An 18,980-nucleotide genomic window follows, 5' to 3' on the forward strand; every position below is an offset into this window, starting at 1 on the left:
TTAACTAGCTTTACAACTAAATCAAGTATGTTTGATCTTTTATGAATCAAATGATGCTTCATATACAACTGCTTGGGTGTTGTATAGTCAAGCCTCACGAGCAATTAGTATTGGTCAGCTTCATGCGTCACCGCACTTCCACATCCAACCTATCAACGTCGTAGTCTTCAACGGCTCTTTAGAGGACATAAAGTCCTAGGGAAATCTTATCTTGAGGTAGGCTTCCCGCTTAGATGCTTTCAGCGGTTATCCCTTCCGAACATAGCTACCCGGCGATGCGACTGGCGTCACAACCGGTACACCAGAGGTTCGTCCACTCTGGTCCTCTCGTACTAGGAGCAGATCCTCTCAAATTTCCAACGCCCACGGTAGATAGGGACCGAACTGTCTCACGACGTTCTAAACCCAGCTCGCGTACCTCTTTAAATGGCGAACAGCCATACCCTTGGGACCTGCTTCAGCCCCAGGATGAGATGAGCCGACATCGAGGTGCCAAACACCGCCGTCGATATGAACTCTTGGGCGGTATCAGCCTGTTATCCCCAGAGTACCTTTTATCCGTTGAGCGATGGCCCTTCCATACAGAACCACCGGATCACTAAGACCTACTTTCGTACCTGCTCGACTTGTGGGTCTCGCAGTTAAGCGCGCTTTTGCCTTTATACTCTACGCGTGATTTCCGACCACGCTGAGCGCACCTTCGTACTCCTCCGTTACTCTTTAGGAGGAGACCGCCCCAGTCAAACTACCCACCAGACATGGTCCTCGTCCCGGATAACGGGACAGAGTTAGAACCTCAATATTACCAGGGTGGTATTTCAAGGATGGCTCCATAGCAACTGGCGTCACTACTTCAAAGCCTCCCACCTATCCTACACAAGTAAGATCAAAGTTCAATGTCAAGCTGCAGTAAAGGTTCACGGGGTCTTTCCGTCTAGCCGCGGGTACACCGCATCTTCACGGCGATTTCGATTTCACTGAGCCTCTGCTGGAGACAGCGCCCCCATCATTATGCCATTCGTGCAGGTCGGAACTTACCCGACAAGGAATTTCGCTACCTTAGGACCGTTATAGTTACGGCCGCCGTTTACTGGGGCTTCGATCAAGAGCTTCGCTTACGCTAACCCCATCAATTAACCTTCCAGCACCGGGCAGGCATCACACCCTATACGTCCACTTTCGTGTTTGCAGAGTGCTATGTTTTTAATAAACAGTTGCAGGGGCCTGGTTTCTGTGGCTGCCAATAGCTCAAGGAGCAAGTCCTATCACCGTCAGCAGCGTACCTTCTCCCGAAGTTACGGTACCATTTTGCCTAGTTCCTTCAGCAGAGTTCTCTCAAGCGCTTTGGTCTACTCGACCTGACCACCTGTGTCGGTTTAGGGTACGATTCCTGTGTAACTGAAGCTTAGAGACTTTTCCTGGAAGCATAGTATCAGCCACTTCGCTAGTAAACTAGCTTGCTATCAGCTCTCAGCATAGAGCACCCCGGATTTGCCTAAGATGCATGCCTACTGCCTTTCACCTGGACAACCAACGCCAGGCTGACTTAACTTTCTCCGTCCTCTCATCGCATTACACAGAAGTATTGGAATATTAACCAATTTCCCATCGACTACGCCTCTCGGCCTCGCCTTAGGGGTCGACTCACCCAGCCCCGATTAACGTTGGACTGGAACCCTTGGTCTTTCAGCGAACGGGTTTTTCACCCGTTTTGTCGTTACTCACGTCAGCATTCGCACTTCTGATACCTCCAGCATACTTCTCAATACACCTTCATCGGCTTACAGAACGCTCCCCTACCACGTATACATAGTATACATCCGCAGCTTCGGCATATAGTTTTAGCCCCGTTACATCTTCCGCGCAGGCCGACTCGACTAGTGAGCTATTACGCTTTCTTTAAAGGGTGGCTGCTTCTAAGCCAACCTCCTAGCTGTCTATGCCTTCCCACATCGTTTCCCACTTAACTATAATTTGGGGGCCTTAGCTGGCGGTCTGGATTGTTTTCCTCTTGACTACGGACGTTAGCACCCGCAGTCTGTCTCCCGGATAGTACTCATAGGTATTCGGAGTTTGCATCGGTTTGGTAAGTCGGGATGACCCCCTAGCCGAAACAGTGCTCTACCCCCTATGGTATTCGTCCGAGGCGCTACCTAAATAGCTTTCGGGGAGAACCAGCTATCACCGAGTTTGATTAGCCTTTCACCCCTATCCACAAGTCATCCCCTGGCTTTTCAACGACAGTGGGTTCGGTCCTCCAGTTAGTGTTACCCAACCTTCAACCTGCTCATGGATAGATCACCCGGTTTCGGGTCTATACCCAGCAACTAAACGCCCTATTAAGACTCGATTTCTCTACGGCTCCCCTATGCGGTTAACCTTGCTACTGAATATAAGTCGCTGACCCATTATACAAAAGGTACGCAGTCACCAAACAAGTTGGCTCCCACTGCTTGTATGCATGCGGTTTCAGGATCTATTTCACTCCCCTCACAGGGGTTCTTTTCGCCTTTCCCTCACGGTACTGGTTCACTATCGGTCAGTCAGGAGTATTTAGCCTTGGAGGATGGTCCCCCCATATTCAGACAAGGTTTCACGTGCCTCGCCCTACTCGTCATCATTATATGTGCCCTTTCGTGTACGGGACTATCACCCTCTACGGTAGCACTTCCCAGAGCTTTCCGCTAAAACACATATAACTTAATGGGCTGATCCCCGTTCGCTCGCCGCTACTGAGGGAATCTCAATTGATTTCTTTTCCTAAGGGTACTGAGATGTTTCACTTCCCCTCGTTCGCCTCGCATGACTATGTATTCATCATGCGATACCTACCTTATGGTAAGTGGGTTTCCCCATTCAGAAATCTCCGGATCACAGGATATTTGCCGCCTCCCCGAAGCTTATCGCAGGCTATTACGTCTTTCATCGCCTCTGACTGCCAAGGCATCCACCACATGCACTTAATTACTTGACTATACAACCCCAAACAGTCGTTAATCCCTACAAGGAGGATCAACAATGTGAACTTAATCACTTCTATTTGTTGCCTGTGAACTTAATCACCATACAGCTTCAATTTAATTCATATACCAAAACGCTTGATTCAGTTTTATCGCTAGTGCTCATTTCACTCAACATTAACAATTACTTGCTAACATCAACTAAAACGAGTTTAAACAATTATTTCAACTCAAATATATTCTGTTAATGATTCACTACCGCCTCGTCAGCGAGTAGTTAACTGTGATAAATCACAGAACTTAATAAGCTATCGGCTTACTAAGTTCTGTAATCACTTAGTCTTTATATAGTGGTGGAGACTAACGGAGTCGAACCGTTGACCTCCTGCGTGCAAAGCAGGCGCTCTACCAACTAAGCTAAGTCCCCAGCTTAAGATCTTAATATATCTGCTCTTCTGTGTTCAGTAGACTTGGTGGGTCTGACAAGACTTGAACTTGTGACCCCACGCTTATCAAGCGTGTGCTCTAACCAACTGAGCTACAGACCCTCAGATACATCAATGAAGAACAACTTGTTGTGGATTCTTACCAATCGTCAATCTTTCGTTAAGGAGGTGATCCAGCCGCAGGTTCCCCTACGGCTACCTTGTTACGACTTCACCCCAGTCATCGGCCACACCGTGGTAAGCGTCCTCCTTACGGTTAGACTACCTACTTCTGGTGCAACAAACTCCCATGGTGTGACGGGCGGTGTGTACAAGGCCCGGGAACGTATTCACCGCGGCATTCTGATCCGCGATTACTAGCGATTCCGACTTCATGGAGTCGAGTTGCAGACTCCAATCCGGACTACGATCGGCTTTTTGAGATTAGCATCCTATCGCTAGGTAGCAACCCTTTGTACCGACCATTGTAGCACGTGTGTAGCCCTGGTCGTAAGGGCCATGATGACTTGACGTCGTCCCCGCCTTCCTCCAGTTTGTCACTGGCAGTATCCTTAAAGTTCCCACCCGAAGTGCTGGCAAATAAGGAAAAGGGTTGCGCTCGTTGCGGGACTTAACCCAACATCTCACGACACGAGCTGACGACAGCCATGCAGCACCTGTATGTAAGTTCCCGAAGGCACCAATCCATCTCTGGAAAGTTCTTACTATGTCAAGACCAGGTAAGGTTCTTCGCGTTGCATCGAATTAAACCACATGCTCCACCGCTTGTGCGGGCCCCCGTCAATTCATTTGAGTTTTAGTCTTGCGACCGTACTCCCCAGGCGGTCTACTTATCGCGTTAGCTGCGCCACTAAAGCCTCAAAGGCCCCAACGGCTAGTAGACATCGTTTACGGCATGGACTACCAGGGTATCTAATCCTGTTTGCTCCCCATGCTTTCGTACCTCAGCGTCAGTATTAGGCCAGATGGCTGCCTTCGCCATCGGTATTCCTCCAGATCTCTACGCATTTCACCGCTACACCTGGAATTCTACCATCCTCTCCCATACTCTAGCTTCCCAGTATCGAATGCAATTCCCAAGTTAAGCTCGGGGATTTCACATCCGACTTAAAAAGCCGCCTACGCACGCTTTACGCCCAGTAAATCCGATTAACGCTCGCACCCTCTGTATTACCGCGGCTGCTGGCACAGAGTTAGCCGGTGCTTATTCTGCGAGTAACGTCCACTCATCCTAGGTATTAACTAGAAGAGCCTCCTCCTCGCTTAAAGTGCTTTACAACCATAAGGCCTTCTTCACACACGCGGCATGGCTGGATCAGGGTTCCCCCCATTGTCCAATATTCCCCACTGCTGCCTCCCGTAGGAGTCTGGGCCGTGTCTCAGTCCCAGTGTGGCGGATCATCCTCTCAGACCCGCTACAGATCGTCGCCTTGGTAGGCCTTTACCCCACCAACTAGCTAATCCGACTTAGGCTCATCTATTAACGCAAGGTCACAAGTGATCCCCTGCTTTCCCCCGTAGGGCGTATGCGGTATTAGCATCCCTTTCGAGATGTTGTCCCCCATTAATAGGCAGATTCCTAAGTATTACTCACCCGTCCGCCGCTAGGTCAGTTACCGAAGCAACCTTCCCCGCTCGACTTGCATGTGTTAAGCCTGCCGCCAGCGTTCAATCTGAGCCATGATCAAACTCTTCAGTTAAAAATCATTAGTGACTTAAGGTCACAATTCTGGCTCATCAATGTACTGACAAATTCTCTCAAATAAACTTCGAGTAATTTAAACCAATCAATCAATGATAATATTTCGATCAATCAATCAGTAAAAATCCACACAAGTTGTTCTTCATATTCTCTTAATGATCTTCTCAATGCTTCGTCAGCATCAAGCTAGGTCGGCTATACTACTCTCTATCTCTAAAAAGTCAATCAATAATGTTAATTATTTTTTCTAACAAACCCAACCCTAACCTCATCTTAAAATCTCAATTCGAAATCTTAACAACTTAATCAAGTGCCTGATTTATCAGAAGTTTTATTTAACATCACCGCCGATGGATGTGCATTCTACAGCATTCCCAACCCAACACAACCCCTTTTTTTAATTATTTTTCATTTTATCTATCACTTGTTTATTTATTCTTCTAAAACAGCACTTTTTCTTTAAAAATCTGCTTTTTTGCATAAAAACACAGCAATAAAAAACCAATACCCCATCATATATTCACTAAAACAACTAAAACGGCCTCTTGTATACCCTTAGCATTGTTATAAATGCAATTTAATAGAGATACGGCGATTAAAATCTATATAAGGAGATAGATCACTTTTATCATTGAATAGAAGCATCAAACTATTCCTGAGAAAGAGATCAATATCTTGTCCCAACTCAAACAATACTTACACTCGCTAAAACCAACGCTATAAAACTCACTCTATAAAACCAACTCTATAAAACCAACTCTATAAAATCGGGTTCTATAAAACCAAGCCTTAGTTATATTTGGATGTATGTCTATATCTATATAAGTCGAGTACAATCTATGAATCCCCCTCTCCCCATTAAATAATTTTCCTAAAGTGAATTAGGGTTGGCACCTTGCTCTAGATAAGCCAAAATCATCAAAGTTAATTCTTTTTTTAGCTGCTGTTCTGAAATTAGAAAATTATTATGACTGACATAACGCATCATAGTAAAAAGCGTACTATTGATAATCACAAAGGATTTATTTTTAAGTACTTCAAAACTCCAATGATTAAAAAAACGGCTAAATACATACAATCCCACTTCATAGAAATGCTTTTCTAACACTTTTGCTGCTTCTGAATTGTTATAGCCATGCCAATGTTTAAGCACTTCAATAAAAAAGCCACCATCGGCTTTCATCATGTCAAAACCGAATTGAAGACTAAGTGGAATGATTTCTTCTAAGCTCAATTCTTCTTGGCTAATCGCAATCTGTTTCAACGCAAGCCCCAGCTGCTCACTTTTACGACTTAAAAGCTCCTGAATAATTTCTTCTTTATTTCCAAAATACTGATAGATAGAACCAACACTGACACCTGATTTTTCTGAAATTTTGGGTGTGGTGACGTTGATTAAGCCATATTCAGCAACACATAATTGAGTTGCTTCCAAGATACTATCTACGACATTCCGAGCACGTTGTTGTTGTGGTTGTTTTCTCATTTTGCGGTTCACTCCAAAATGCGAATTGAATGCGAATAATTATTCATATTAGAGTTTGACTAAACAATAATCAGGTCGCGCTCAAAATGCAAACATTAATTAAGCCACAACGCCTTGCCTCATTTGAGAAGATGGCACGAACAAATATGAAGTCTAAGCTTTTTTATTATTTTACAGACCAGCAGTTACAACCGAGTTATGACGAATATCTTTCACTCAATCGAGCCTTACAGACTGGTGATATCGCGATGGATAAAGTTATGGATTGGGTGATGACCAATCCTAGACAAAATAGAAAGCTTTTTGAAACAGCCTTGTATCAAGGTTTGGATAAACTTCCCAATGAAATCCCTGAATTAACTGATTTTTTTAAAATGGTTGAACAAGCGCCTACTTGGCTTGATCCAGCTAAAATTGAAACTGCGATCAAATTTACCCATCGTTTAGGGACAAATGGTACTTTTATTTTACGCGATGTGGCTTTAATGACGGGTTATCAATACCCTGGTTTTAATCAACCGTTAATTATGACAGGTGCTTTACATAAATACGCTGGAAAACGCTTAGCTGAAACCCACAAATGGTGGCTTGATGTCAATCAACAAGATAGTTTCTCTCGTTTTAACAATGGTTTTACTTCAACCATTTATGTGCGTTTTATTCATTCGTTGGTACGGCACCAACTCAATAAATCCAAAGACTGGGATAACGATATTTGGGGAGCGCCGATCAATCAATATGATCAAGCCATGACCAATATCGCATTTAGTGCGGTGTTACTTCTCGGTGTCAGAGCCATTGGTATTTTTCCAAGCAAAACCGAATCAGAAGCCATCATGCATTTTTGGAAATATACGGGCTGGTTAATGGGAGTAGATGAAAAATGGCTAGTCAATAAAGAGTCTGACGCATGGAAACTACTGCAATGGATGAATTATGCCCACCCCAAGGCCGATGAAAGTAGCAAAGCTTTAGCCATCAGCTTATCCAAAGAGCCTTTTGAACGACACTACAAACACTTCAATTCCTTTTTGCAAAAAAAGGCCTATCAAAATCATTTGGATATTACTCAGTTTTTTATTGGGCAACGTAAAATGAAAAACCTAGGACTCAAGCCACGTACTTTGGCTTGGTATCCGCTTTATTTAATTGCAAAAAATACCCTGCTCTACCGTAGTGCTAAGCATATTGACAAACTGGATCAATATTTACAACAGAATGGTCGTGCAGAACAAGAATATGCACTTGAGCTTTATCAAAATGCGGGGAAACAATTAGCGAGTATGCATCAGTAAGATCTACTCTCACTCTCCCGTACTTCATGATTAAATTAAATAGGAACACTCGAAAAGACAAGGGGAAGCCAATTGGCCTCCCCTTGTTTCACATTACATGACTTCGCGTCACATTACTCATTGATCAATGAGAATGCGTTGCTTCAGAAGCCGAATGATCCATGTTTGGCATACTTTCATGACTCATCTTAGACATATCATGTTGCTGAGCTGCATTCTGTTTTTGGCTTGGCATATAGTCAGGCTCGTTGGTAATCGCCAAATAGAAGATTCCCATAAAAATACAGCTTAAAATAATTGCGATTATCAGCAACTTCCATCCCCAAAACGATTTTTCAGGTGACAACTTATTACTGTCATTACTCATAGAACATCCTCATATTTCTGTAAAAAATCAGTTTTAAATCAATTAAAATTTCATGCTAATACGAGCCCAATAATTACGCCCTGTATTATTAAATTGTTGAGTACCGACTTGACCATCTGCACCTACACCCAATTTGTTTAAATGCTCGGTATAGGTTTTATCTAAGACATTGTCGACACCAACAGCAAGATTTAGATCTTTTTGAATGTTATATGACGCATTCAATGCCAAGGTGGTAAAGCTTTTACTTTCACCAGTGTCATAACCCACAATATTACCTTGATTTAAGCTAATACGATCTTGTTTCGCCACTGCACGCCATAATAAACCTAAAGAATATTTATCTTGAACATAACGTAAATTCAAACGACCTTCTAAAGGCGCAATTTGTGGCAATGGTTTATGTGTATCGGTATTTTCGCCCCATGCATACATTGCACTTAAATCCGCTTGGATCGCATCAGTAAATTGATAACCGATCCCTGCTTCAGCACCCGCGATAGTTGCATCGACATTTTTTGCCCCAGCACTGAATGAAGAACCGTGATCATGCCCACCCATTCCAGCTTTTGGATGATTATGATAACTCAATAAAATAAAGTCATTAATCAACCCTGCATATGCTGATGTCCATACACTCAATGCATCATGTTGGTATTGATAACCGAGATCCAACTGTAAAGTTTTTTCAGTGTTTAGATCATTAAACGTCGGCTTAGACATACCAGTATTACCATGTGCGGTACTAAATAGCTCCCAATAATCTGGAACACGTTCCACATAACCTAAACCAATATAAGATTTGGCATTATGTTCAGGAGATTGATTTTCTAAACGAATAAATGCACTTGGCAAAGTTTCTTTACGTTGATCATTCAGTTTTAAGGCATCAATTTTAACTTGATCAATTCGTGCACCTGTCACCAATTTATAAGCATCACTGAATTGATAGGTCATTTCTCCGAAAGCACCATAAGATTGGAAGCGCATATCCTCTCTAAATGCAACATTCATGGATGGCATGGTCGGTGATGACATACTGCCGCCATGTTTGTTCAGCTGAGAATCCACCCCAGTAATTAAACTGAGCTTATCCCATTCACTGGTCATGGCTAAACGGCTATTTAAAGTACGACGTGTCACCTGCATTGCCATTGGGTTTGGCATCAACATCTTCATGCCACCATGTGTCATTTCTGCCAATGGTGGAGTACGTAAACTAAAGTTATCCATAATATGGTCGTTATAACTATAGTTCACTTGCCCTTCGAGCTTTTTAATCACAGGGCTTAAATTCTTCTTTTCAACTCGTAAGCCTAAGCTTTCACGTGCAAATTGAGAACCATCCATGGTTCGGCCTGCGTATTCAGCCTCACCATCGGCTTTACCACCCGTCAGTTCAACCCATGTATCTTCATCGGGTGTCCAGCCTAAGGCTAAATCAGTATTCCAGCGCTCCCAAGAAGAAGGCACTTTATTGCCATCACCATCCTCATAGCTGTTTGACTCAGAACGATTGGCATTGATACGCATGTATTTTTTACTGTCACCTACAGCAGCTTCAATATTGTGATCCAAACGTCCAAAAGAACCGACTAAAACACTGGCTTGACCTTGATAATTTTTATCATCTGTTAAGGTTGGTTTTTGACGTTCAAAAATCACCGTGGCTGCTGAACCTGTATTGGCATATTGAACCGTCTGAGGTCCCTTTACCACCGAAATACGGTCAAAACTTTCGGGTTGAATATACGATGTAGGTGCATCCATGCGTGCAGGGCATGCACCTAAATTTTCGGTACCATCTGTTAAAATTTTAATCCGTGAACCAAACATGCCGCGGAATGTGACATCTCCATTGGTTCCACCGCTTTTAATTGAATTAAAGCCTGCAATACTTTGCAAATAATCAGCACCATCTGTAGCAGGTACAGGTTGAATCGGCTGTTTTGGATCAGCATGAATAATCAAACCATTGGCATCATTATTTAACTGTGCTGTAACCACGATTGGAGCAAGTTGAGATGCATGTTCCTGATCGTGTGCAAATGCCGCTGTAGAATAACAAGCAACACAAACCGCAGCCGCTAAAGGCTGTAAAAAGAATTGAGGTTGAGCCATTTTCTTTCTCTTAAATCATAAATTAAACAAGGCTGGAGTCAATGAAGACCCTAAAAATTAAGTTTTTGATTTATGCAAAAAGTGGCGGGGCTCGCCCTTGGGGAAGTAGAAACAAACGTTGCAATACAAAATAGACATGTCGAAATGCTTTTTGAAATGCAACCAGTCGCACTTGGATACGATCTAATATTTCTTTGATTTCAAGTTCAGGGGGTAAAACCAAATTGCCATAGACTGTACAGTATTGGCACTGGTGACCCGCATCATGGTGATGTGAACTTGGTTGCTCTGGCGCTGCATGTTCAGCATGGGCCAATAGATGGTCATGACTGGCAGCTTCATGTGCAGAAGATGCAGATTGATGTTGATGATGGGTGCTATGTTGATGCTTTTCGTAGAAATGACTTTGTACTAAAGCTTGAGTAATAGTTTCACAGACCGGCGCAATTTGATATTGCTTCGGTAGCAAAGGCTGTAAAAATACAGCAATCTGTAAAAAAACTGCGGTAAAACCGAGCAGTAAACCTATTCTCAACAAAACGTTCGTCTCAACATTTTTCGAGCCAGAGTATAACAAAGCCCAAACAAAATTGGGCTTTGTTATACAGGAAAATTTTAAAAGTTTTTAAAATTCAACTGACTCAGATCAACGTTTTGCTGGAACTTTTTGCTTTTCACGCTGACGAACCACTTTTTCCACTTTTTCACGCGCACGTTGACGCTTTAAAGGGGATAAGTAATCCACAAATAATTTACCGTTTAAGTGATCCATTTCATGTTGAATACATACCGCCAATAGATCATCCGCTTCGACTTCAAAAGCTTGACCTTCAAGGTTAATTGCTTCAATTTTAACTCGTGACGGACGCTCAACTTTATCGTATATTTGAGGAACAGAAAGACAGCCTTCCTCATAAGATAAGGTTTCTTCTGTAAGCGGTGTTATTTTGGGGTTAATGAACACCATAGGTTGATCTTTGTCTTCAGACAGATCCATTACGATAAGCTGAATATGCTGATCGACCTGTGTAGCAGCCAGACCAATACCTGGCGCTTCATACATGGTTTCAAACATGTCTGCTGCTAACTGGCGAATTTCATCAGTTACCACATCGACAGGTTTTGCAATGGTGCGTAAACGGGGATCAGGAAAACTTAAAATAGGTAATAAGGCCATACTGTACCCTCTGTTGCTATGCCATTGATCTTAAAACTAAATGAAGAATATGCTTCATTAAAAAAATGTGTGTAATATGCGTATTATAACGCATATAGAGACATAATTTTAGGAATTATGATAATGAAAAAGGTTTTAACTGGCATAACGAACTTTCATGCCAAGGGGTTCAAGAAACAATTACTTGCTGTGACACTATGTTTAAGTGCAGGATTCACTTACATGGAAATCACACACGCAAGTCCAAACACCAATCCGCCCGCACTTAAATCCAGTGCACCCAATGTCTATGTGGTGAAACGTGGGGATACTTTATGGGATATTGCGGGGAAGTTTTTAAGCAAGCCTTGGCGCTGGACTGAAATCTGGGCAAGCAATAAGCATGTTAAAAATCCACATTGGATTTATCCAGGTGATAAATTATTGTTGTGTACTTTAGATGGTCGCCCACTGATTGGTGTAGATGAAGGTGATGGTTGTGATGGAATTATTCGTCGTCATCAAGGTGGGACATCTTTACGCCCTCAAATACGCGTTGAATCCTTAAATAATGCGATTTCAGTGATTCCATTATCAGATATTCAACCATGGTTAGAACACAGTATTGTGGTCAATCCTGAATCTTTACAGAATATCCCTTATACCATCGGTGCTGCTGATAATCGTGTGATTACAGGTGCAGGACAAACCGTTTATGCGCGTGGAAATGGCTTAGTCGTGGGTCAACGTTATGGGATCTATCGTGAAGGCAAACCTTATACTTTCCTCAATGCTGAAGGCAAAAAGTTTAATGCGGGCATGGAGTTAACTGAGGTTGCTTCTGCAACTGCGGCGGCTGGTGAAAATGATGTCACCACCCTTGAGTTAACCAAAAGTTATAATGCTGAAGTGCGTAAGGGCGACTATGTCCTGCCAAGCTATGATGCCGAATTGCCGAGCTTGTTCTATCCAACCACCACCAATGAAGTCACCAATGGCGGTAAAGTGGTTCGTGTACAAGGTTCAATTGGCACAGCAGCGCAATATAGTGTAGTCACCATTGACCGTGGGAGCTTACAAGGTGCTAAACCTGGACAGGTCTTTAGTATTTACCAACAAGGTGAAACAGTCCGTGACCCAAAAACCAAAGAGTCTGTGAAATTACCAAGTCAAAAAATTGGTACATTGATGATCTTTAAGAGTTTTGATCACCTCAGCTATGCCTATGTTTTGGAAAGTAATTTACCTATTAAAATGGGTGCTGAAATTAAACCACCTGCAATTGCAGACAACTAAGTTTTTCATGATGTGATTTAAATATGTTGAAGCAAATATCCAATGACCAATATGATGCCATCAGACTTTGGTATTTGGTTCAACATTCGCTCAGCGCTTTTCGTAAATTACAAACACATTTTGGTTCTATCGCAAAAGCGCTGCAAGCTGAAAATTTAAACCGCTGGTCTGAAGCCAAAATTCATAAAAACCATCTTGAAAGAGCCAGTGAATTTTTCACTGCGCTTGGGCAATCCAAATTTCAAGTTTGCTTCGATAAAATTCAACAACATACAGATTTTATTGTTTTAGATACCGACCCTCATTATCCTCAACAACTGCTACCTTATCCTGATCATCCACCAATTCTATTTGGTAAAGGTGCATTTCAGAATCTAAGTCAACCGCAAATCGCCATCGTGGGTAGCCGAAAGCCAAGTCCGCATGGCAAACAAGTGGCTTATGATTTTGCTTACTATTTGAGTGAAAAGGGCTTTTTTATTACCAGTGGCCTAGCACTGGGAATTGATGCCGCTGCACATATGGGTGGACTAAAACACCATCGAACCATTGCGGTGATTGGTACAGGCTTAGATCTGGTTTATCCTAGTCAAAATAGACAGTTACAAGAACAAATTTTGCAGCATTCAGGAACGATTCTGACTGAATACCTGCCAGAAACTCAGCCTATTCAACGCAATTTTCCCTATCGAAATCGGATTGTGAGTGGTTTGAGCTTAGGTGTTGTTGTCGCAGAAGCACAACTGGGTAGCGGTTCACTAATTACGGCGCAAGCTGCCGCAGAACAAGGTAAAGTGATTTTTGCAATTCCGGGACATATTTATGGAGAGCATCATCAAGGATGTCATCAGCTCATTCGTGAAGGGGCCATTCTGGTTGATCATCCAGAACAGATTGTTGAAGATTTAGCACTTCCCACCCAATGGCATTGCGCACAACAGTCTGAAGCACGCTCCCCAATGCCAGAAATTCCCGAACATTTATTTAAGCTGTATCAGTTGCTGGATTGGATTGGGCAAGACTTAGATAAGCTTGCTCAAAGCGCAAATTTAGACATTGCACAACTCACAAGCGATCTTATGGAATTAGAACTTTTGGGTCACTGTATTCAACAATCTGGGCTGTACTTACGTTGCCGAGTCAGTTATTAAGGTTCACAATAGTGGCTTATTCCACGAAATGGCAAGGTAAACATAGATGATTACAACCTCAGTTGCTGAAGCTGCACAAATTCTTCAACAAGGTAAAGTCTTGGCTTATCCAACAGAGGCAGTATGGGGTTTAGGCTGCGATCCGTTCAATGAACAGGCTTTTTTAGAAATTTTAAGGCTTAAACAACGCCCTATAGAGAAAGGCGTGATTTTATTGGCAGGACAGCTCTCACAAGTTGAGCATCTATTAACAGAAATTGACCCTATTATTCGTGAACAAATCATTCAATCATGGACGCAACGCTCTAGAACAGAACGGGCAACAACTTGGCTACTTCCAGCTGATGATAAAATTCCACAATGGATTAAAGGCCAGCATGCTCAGGTCGCAGTTCGTGTAACCAACCACCCTTTGTGCATTGCCTTATGTAATGCCTTTAATGGTTTTATTGTGTCGACCAGTGCAAATTCAGCAGGTTTAGAACCAGCAAGATCTTTACAACAAGCCAGTCAATATTTTGGTTCGGAATTGAATTATTTAAACGGTGATCTTGGTTTAAGTCGCGAACCAAGCAAAATCATTGATGCATCTACAGCACAAGTGATTCGTGCTTAAACACGTTAAAATATTCACTCAATCATGAATTTAAATATTGCCAATAAAAAGGCAAAAAAAAACTCAGCCACATATAGGGTTGGCTGAGTATAAAAAAGGATGCGTTAAACACATCCAGAGGGTATGAAAAATTCAGTGTAGAACAATTTAATTAAGAAATTCTTAATTCGCTACGATGAAAATATTATCCTATAAATTTTTTTTGAATACAAATATATTCTTCTGAGCAAGATCTGTTCATTTAAGTGAATTGAAAATAACTGGAATTTCAATAATAAAACTAAGTGTTTAAATTTGTTTTACTATTTGCATTTTTAACAGGTAAATCACTAATTCAAAAACAAATTTTGCTCAGATTTAATACTTTAAAAGGGTAAAAAATAAGTTTCCAAATGAATATTTTTCACCCAAAATACTTTGAATTTTAACTCAATAATGTACTTTTTTTGACACTAAGTGACTTTTTTTGTGCCAATGCAATTCCCACTAAAATGACAATACCACCAATCGTATGCGACATCGTCCAAGCCTCATGCAGCCAGAAGTAGGCAATGATTGCAGTAAATACTGGCATTAAATTCATAAAAATGCTGGTTCGATTTGGACCTAGATATTGTACAGCCATCATCCACAATAAAGGCGCAACAAGAGAAGGCAATATGCCCGCATATAAAACGCTGGCGACATTGCCTTGGTTAATCGCATCAATGCCATAATAAAGCACAAATGGTAAATGGTAGACCAAGGTCAGTGCAATTTGCACATAGAGACTCAGCAGTAATGGAACTTTCAATTGCCATTTTTTTAGAAAGACCCCATAAAAAGCATAAAAGAACACAGCCAAGACCATGATCAAATCACCAGAGTGCCCTGCCAATTGAGTCAAGTTGCTAAAATCCCCTCGGCCAATCACATACAGTAAACCAAGAAAAGACAAGATACTGCCGACAACAGCAAAGCGATTGGGAATTTCACGTAAAATAAGAATCGAAACAAAAATGGTAAATACTGGAATAAAGGCGTTGATAATGCCCATATTGGTTGCTGTGGTGTAATGCGCTGCGCTATAGGCCAAGCCTTGATACAAGAACATACCAAAAGCACTCAGCACCACAAATTGCATAAAATGTTGTTTAACCAAATGACGTTGCTTCCACACTTGGGGCAACATAAATGGAGTCAAAATAATAAATGCCACTAACCAGCGATAAAAGCTAATACTGACAGGTGAAATATAATCCGAAACATAACGTGTAACTGCAATATTCATTGACCAAATCAATACTGCAATGATCGGTAAACTGATTGCCCACCACATGGGTTTTGAATTGCTATACATAATTTTGACTGTCGAATAGGATCTGGAAATGATTATCGATGAAGTCGGAATAAATTTAAATATGGCATTTCAGACATCTATAGGGCTTTTCAGACAAATGCTATTTTATGCGTTTTTAAACCTAGAATAATTCCCAAGTTTTAATTGCCAAAGTCACCACACTTTGTAATTGTTCAGCACTAACCCCATCACGGGCTTGCATGGTTAAACCTTGAATCACCGTTGAATAATAATCTGTCATCGCTTGAATATTAGCATGTGGGTTTAAGTCACCTTCTTTGACACCCTGTTGCAAACGTTGGTAGATATTTTCTTTGACTTGTTGTCTTTTCAGCAAAAGATCATGCTGAATCGGTGCATGTTCTTGTGAACAATTCATGGTTGCGGTAACCAACATACAACCCGTCGGTTTATTTTGTTGAACCAGTTTTTTAAGGTTTTCATACAAATAAATTTCAATGGCGATTTTTGCTGTTTTGGCTTGTTGAAAAATAACCTCCAAAGGACATGCCTCATGCTTTAAGTAGTATTCCAAACAGGCATGAAACAGCTGTGATTTATCTCCAAAACTACTATATATACTGGGTGCAGTAAGATTTAAGGCTTTGGTTAAATCGCTCATCGATGTGGATTCATAGCCATATTCCCAGAACAACAACATGGCTTTTTGTAGCGCTTGTTGTTCATCAAAACATTTAGGACGACCACGCCCACGCTTAGGTGCTTGTTTTTCAGCGACTAAAGCATGTTTTTCAGAATCAGCCATAACTTTCACATATATTTTTATAACGAACATTATTAAATTAATTGACAACACAAAATTAATCAAATATTTTATTTTTATAACGATCGTTAATGAATTAAAAAATACCTCCATATACTTTCGCTTTACAGCAGGAACATATCTTCATGAATATGATGCAATCAGAAGTTTCAGAACCACAGTCCTCTGAGATTCCCCCCAGTAGCCAAGGGAGCTGGTTGGCGCTATTAACCGTTGCAATTACTGCTTTTGCTTTGGTCACCAGTGAGTTTCTCCCAATCGGTGTACTCAACGATATTTCCAGTGATTTGCATGTATCTGTTGGTACAGCAGGTTTGATGATCACTCTCCCGGGGATCATGGCCGCCATAGCAGCACCACTCCTTCCGGTTCTAGTCAAAAATTTAGATCGACGTTACTTACTCCTAGCCCTGTCTGCAACGATGGTGTTTGCCAATGCCATCACTGCAATTGCATCAACTTTTGAGATTTTACTGCTGAGCCGTTTTATTCTTGGATTTGCGATTGGTGGATTTTGGGCGACTGCAATTGCCTTAAGTGGTCGTTTAGCACCAAGCCATTTACCCATTGCGAAAGCAACAGCAACTGTCATGGCTGGGGTAACTTTAGCCACTGTTCTTGGTGTACCGATTGGGACATGGCTAAGTGATGCATATGGCTGGCGAACATCATTTGGGATTACCTCCGCCATCGGCTTCGTTGTTTTACTGTTGGGGATTAAATTTATCCCAAGTTTAAAACCAGAATCTGCCATTCATTTTAAAGACTTACCTGCATTGCTAAGAATCAGTAAAGCCAGACAAGGTTTGATTATTATTTTGTTGATTGGTTTGGCTCATTTTTCATCATATAGCTATCTGACCCCATTCTTTAAAAATTCAGCAGGCTTTGACAGTGCTACCATCAGTTCGCTACTGTTATTATTTGGTATTGCTGGTATTTTTGGGAATGCTTTTGCTGGTTATAGCGGTAATTTGAATGTGCGTTATACCTTTGCATTCGTTGCCATCTGTTTTGCAGTTGTATTTTTTGGCTTTCCTCTATTTGCCATTCATCCATCAGGCGCCTTTATTCTTACAGCGCTTTGGGGCTTTGCATTTGGTGCATTTCCAACCACTGCCAATATTTGGATGTTTTTACACGCCCCTCAAGCTGTAGAAAAAGGCATGCCGTTATTTGTTGGTTTCTTCCAAGTGATGATTGCAACAGGTGCTTTAATCGGTGGCTATGTTGTTGACCATTTTAATGCCAACATTTTATTGTATAGTGTACTGAGTTTTATCCTTTTGGCCTTTATTTCAATTTTCACGCTGAGTCGTGGATTAAATAACCCCAAAGCTGAAAACACTGCCATTCAATGTGAGAGTTAAGTCTTTTCAACTATGTATTCAGCGCTGATTTCTGTAGAAGAATTTTTCTACCAAAAGCATGATGTGGTGACACCCCATTCAAATTTATGGGGTGATTTTAATTTGAGTCTAAATGGGACTTTAGAACTCAACGTCGCAGAACAAACCTATCTGTCTCCACCAAGTTATGGTTTGTGGATTCCACCACAAACCGAACATTGTTGTACTGCTGTGGATGATCAACTGACGCATTATATCTGTATCCGTATTCATCCTCAGCTTTGTCAAAGCTTATCCCAAAGCACAAAGACTTTAAGTATTCGCCCCTTTTTACGTCATACCATTGAAGAAGTTTTAGAGCAGCAGAAACAAGGGATTCCATCATCTCCCTATTATCAACACTTATTAGAACTGTTGGTCGATCAAATCCAAAATAGTGTGTGTTATGAGCATTATTTACCGCAAACCAACCACCCTACACTCAAGCCTATTCTTGAGCATTTGTCTGATACAACACGCTTCCCCCAAAGCCTCCAGGAAATTCTCGATACTTTTCAGATTACTGAACGGCATGCACTCAGACTGAGCCAAGAGCACCTTAAACTTTCGCTGTCTGAATGGCGTAATCGTGCCAAGATTATTTATGCAATTTCATTAATACAACAAGGCGTTTCAATTAAAAAAATTAGTTTAGATCTCGGCTATCAACACACGTCTAGCTTCATTGAGTTTTTTAAACGTTATACCCATCAAACCCCAGCACAAATGCGAAATCTTTAAGATTGGGATGTTTTTCAAACAATCTATTTCCACTTTATTGATAAGTTTATATACAAAAATACTATAGAAAATTGCCTTAAAATTGTGCATTTTGCATCTTATGCTCTAGATTAAGCATATAACTTTTTGAAT

13 protein-coding genes, 2 tRNA genes and 2 rRNA genes are annotated in these 18,980 nt (G+C 41.5%); 6 read left to right on the forward strand and 11 right to left on the reverse strand.

Going from position 1 to position 18,980, the window contains the following annotated elements:
* Positions 1–83 precede the first annotated feature (83 nt).
* From AC07U8_RS20205 to AC07U8_RS20225, 5 genes are all read right to left on the reverse strand, one after another.
* A 23S ribosomal RNA gene (locus AC07U8_RS20205) occupies positions 84–2,974 on the reverse strand.
* Positions 2,975–3,311: 337 nt separating this feature from the next.
* A tRNA-Ala gene (locus AC07U8_RS20210) sits at positions 3,312–3,387 on the reverse strand.
* Between the two features lie 44 nt (positions 3,388–3,431).
* A tRNA-Ile gene (locus AC07U8_RS20215) sits at positions 3,432–3,508 on the reverse strand.
* 59 nt (positions 3,509–3,567) lie between these two features.
* Positions 3,568–5,106, reverse strand: a 16S ribosomal RNA gene (locus tag AC07U8_RS20220).
* The 16S and 23S rRNA genes sit together here with 2 tRNA genes alongside, the layout of an rRNA operon.
* 873 nt (positions 5,107–5,979) lie before the next feature.
* Positions 5,980–6,594: a TetR/AcrR family transcriptional regulator gene (locus AC07U8_RS20225; protein WP_004723394.1), complete on the reverse strand. Its 615-nt coding sequence runs from the start codon at positions 6,592–6,594 to the stop codon at positions 5,980–5,982.
* Positions 6,595–6,680: 86 nt separating this feature from the next.
* Here AC07U8_RS20225 and AC07U8_RS20230 point away from each other — a divergent pair, with 86 nt between their 5' ends.
* Positions 6,681–7,889, forward strand: coding sequence for an oxygenase MpaB family protein (locus AC07U8_RS20230; protein ID WP_494738500.1), 1,209 nt, complete (start codon positions 6,681–6,683; stop codon positions 7,887–7,889).
* 124 nt (positions 7,890–8,013) lie between these two features.
* Here AC07U8_RS20230 and AC07U8_RS20235 read toward each other — a convergent pair whose 3' ends face one another.
* The 4 genes from AC07U8_RS20235 to def all read right to left on the reverse strand — a co-directional run bounded on the left by AC07U8_RS20235 (position 8,014) and on the right by def (position 11,554).
* Positions 8,014–8,256, reverse strand: coding sequence for a hypothetical protein (locus tag AC07U8_RS20235; RefSeq protein ID WP_056518382.1), 243 nt, complete (start codon positions 8,254–8,256; stop codon positions 8,014–8,016).
* A 42-nt stretch (positions 8,257–8,298) separates the two neighbouring features.
* Positions 8,299–10,377 (reverse strand): TonB-dependent copper receptor, encoded by a 2,079-nt coding sequence (locus AC07U8_RS20240; RefSeq protein WP_303577767.1) that lies wholly within the window; start codon positions 10,375–10,377, stop codon positions 8,299–8,301.
* Positions 10,378–10,447: 70 nt separating this feature from the next.
* Entirely contained in the window at positions 10,448–10,915 is a 468-nt protein-coding gene (locus AC07U8_RS20245) for a DUF2946 family protein (RefSeq protein WP_004823725.1), read from the reverse strand.
* A 108-nt stretch (positions 10,916–11,023) separates the two neighbouring features.
* Positions 11,024–11,554 (reverse strand): peptide deformylase, encoded by a 531-nt coding sequence (def, locus tag AC07U8_RS20250; protein WP_004723400.1) that lies wholly within the window; start codon positions 11,552–11,554, stop codon positions 11,024–11,026.
* Positions 11,555–11,677: 123 nt separating this feature from the next.
* Here def and AC07U8_RS20255 point away from each other — a divergent pair, with 123 nt between their 5' ends.
* From AC07U8_RS20255 to tsaC, 3 genes are read left to right on the forward strand one after another with little or no spacing between them, the layout of a single operon-like run.
* The gene (locus tag AC07U8_RS20255) at positions 11,678–12,829 is read left to right on the forward strand and encodes a LysM peptidoglycan-binding domain-containing protein (protein ID WP_494738501.1); all 1,152 of its coding nucleotides are present in this window, start codon (positions 11,678–11,680) and stop codon (positions 12,827–12,829) included.
* A gap of 23 nt (positions 12,830–12,852) precedes the next feature.
* The gene (dprA, locus tag AC07U8_RS20260) at positions 12,853–13,980 is read left to right on the forward strand and encodes a DNA-processing protein DprA (RefSeq protein WP_494738502.1); all 1,128 of its coding nucleotides are present in this window, start codon (positions 12,853–12,855) and stop codon (positions 13,978–13,980) included.
* Between the two features lie 46 nt (positions 13,981–14,026).
* Positions 14,027–14,596, forward strand: a complete 570-nt coding sequence (tsaC, locus tag AC07U8_RS20265) for an L-threonylcarbamoyladenylate synthase type 1 TsaC (protein WP_096735350.1) — start codon at positions 14,027–14,029, stop codon at positions 14,594–14,596.
* 424 nt (positions 14,597–15,020) lie between these two features.
* Here the strand turns inward: tsaC and AC07U8_RS20270 are convergent, their stop codons facing one another.
* Complete coding sequence (locus AC07U8_RS20270; protein ID WP_004823721.1) at positions 15,021–15,914, reverse strand: DMT family transporter; 894 nt, start codon at positions 15,912–15,914, stop codon at positions 15,021–15,023.
* 142 nt (positions 15,915–16,056) lie between these two features.
* Entirely contained in the window at positions 16,057–16,701 is a 645-nt protein-coding gene (locus tag AC07U8_RS20275; RefSeq protein WP_004823720.1) for a TetR/AcrR family transcriptional regulator, read from the reverse strand.
* Between the two features lie 149 nt (positions 16,702–16,850).
* On the opposite strand from AC07U8_RS20275, the gene AC07U8_RS20280 reads away from it, so the two are divergent.
* Together AC07U8_RS20280 and AC07U8_RS20285 are read left to right on the forward strand one after the other, a co-directional pair.
* Positions 16,851–18,089: an MFS transporter gene (locus tag AC07U8_RS20280; protein WP_227515188.1), complete on the forward strand. Its 1,239-nt coding sequence runs from the start codon at positions 16,851–16,853 to the stop codon at positions 18,087–18,089.
* Positions 18,090–18,101: 12 nt separating this feature from the next.
* Entirely contained in the window at positions 18,102–18,848 is a 747-nt protein-coding gene (locus AC07U8_RS20285) for a helix-turn-helix domain-containing protein (RefSeq protein ID WP_105714233.1), read from the forward strand.
* Positions 18,849–18,980: the final 132 nt, after the last annotated feature.

Source organism: Acinetobacter sp. GW821-FHT01E09 (assembly GCF_059422385.1).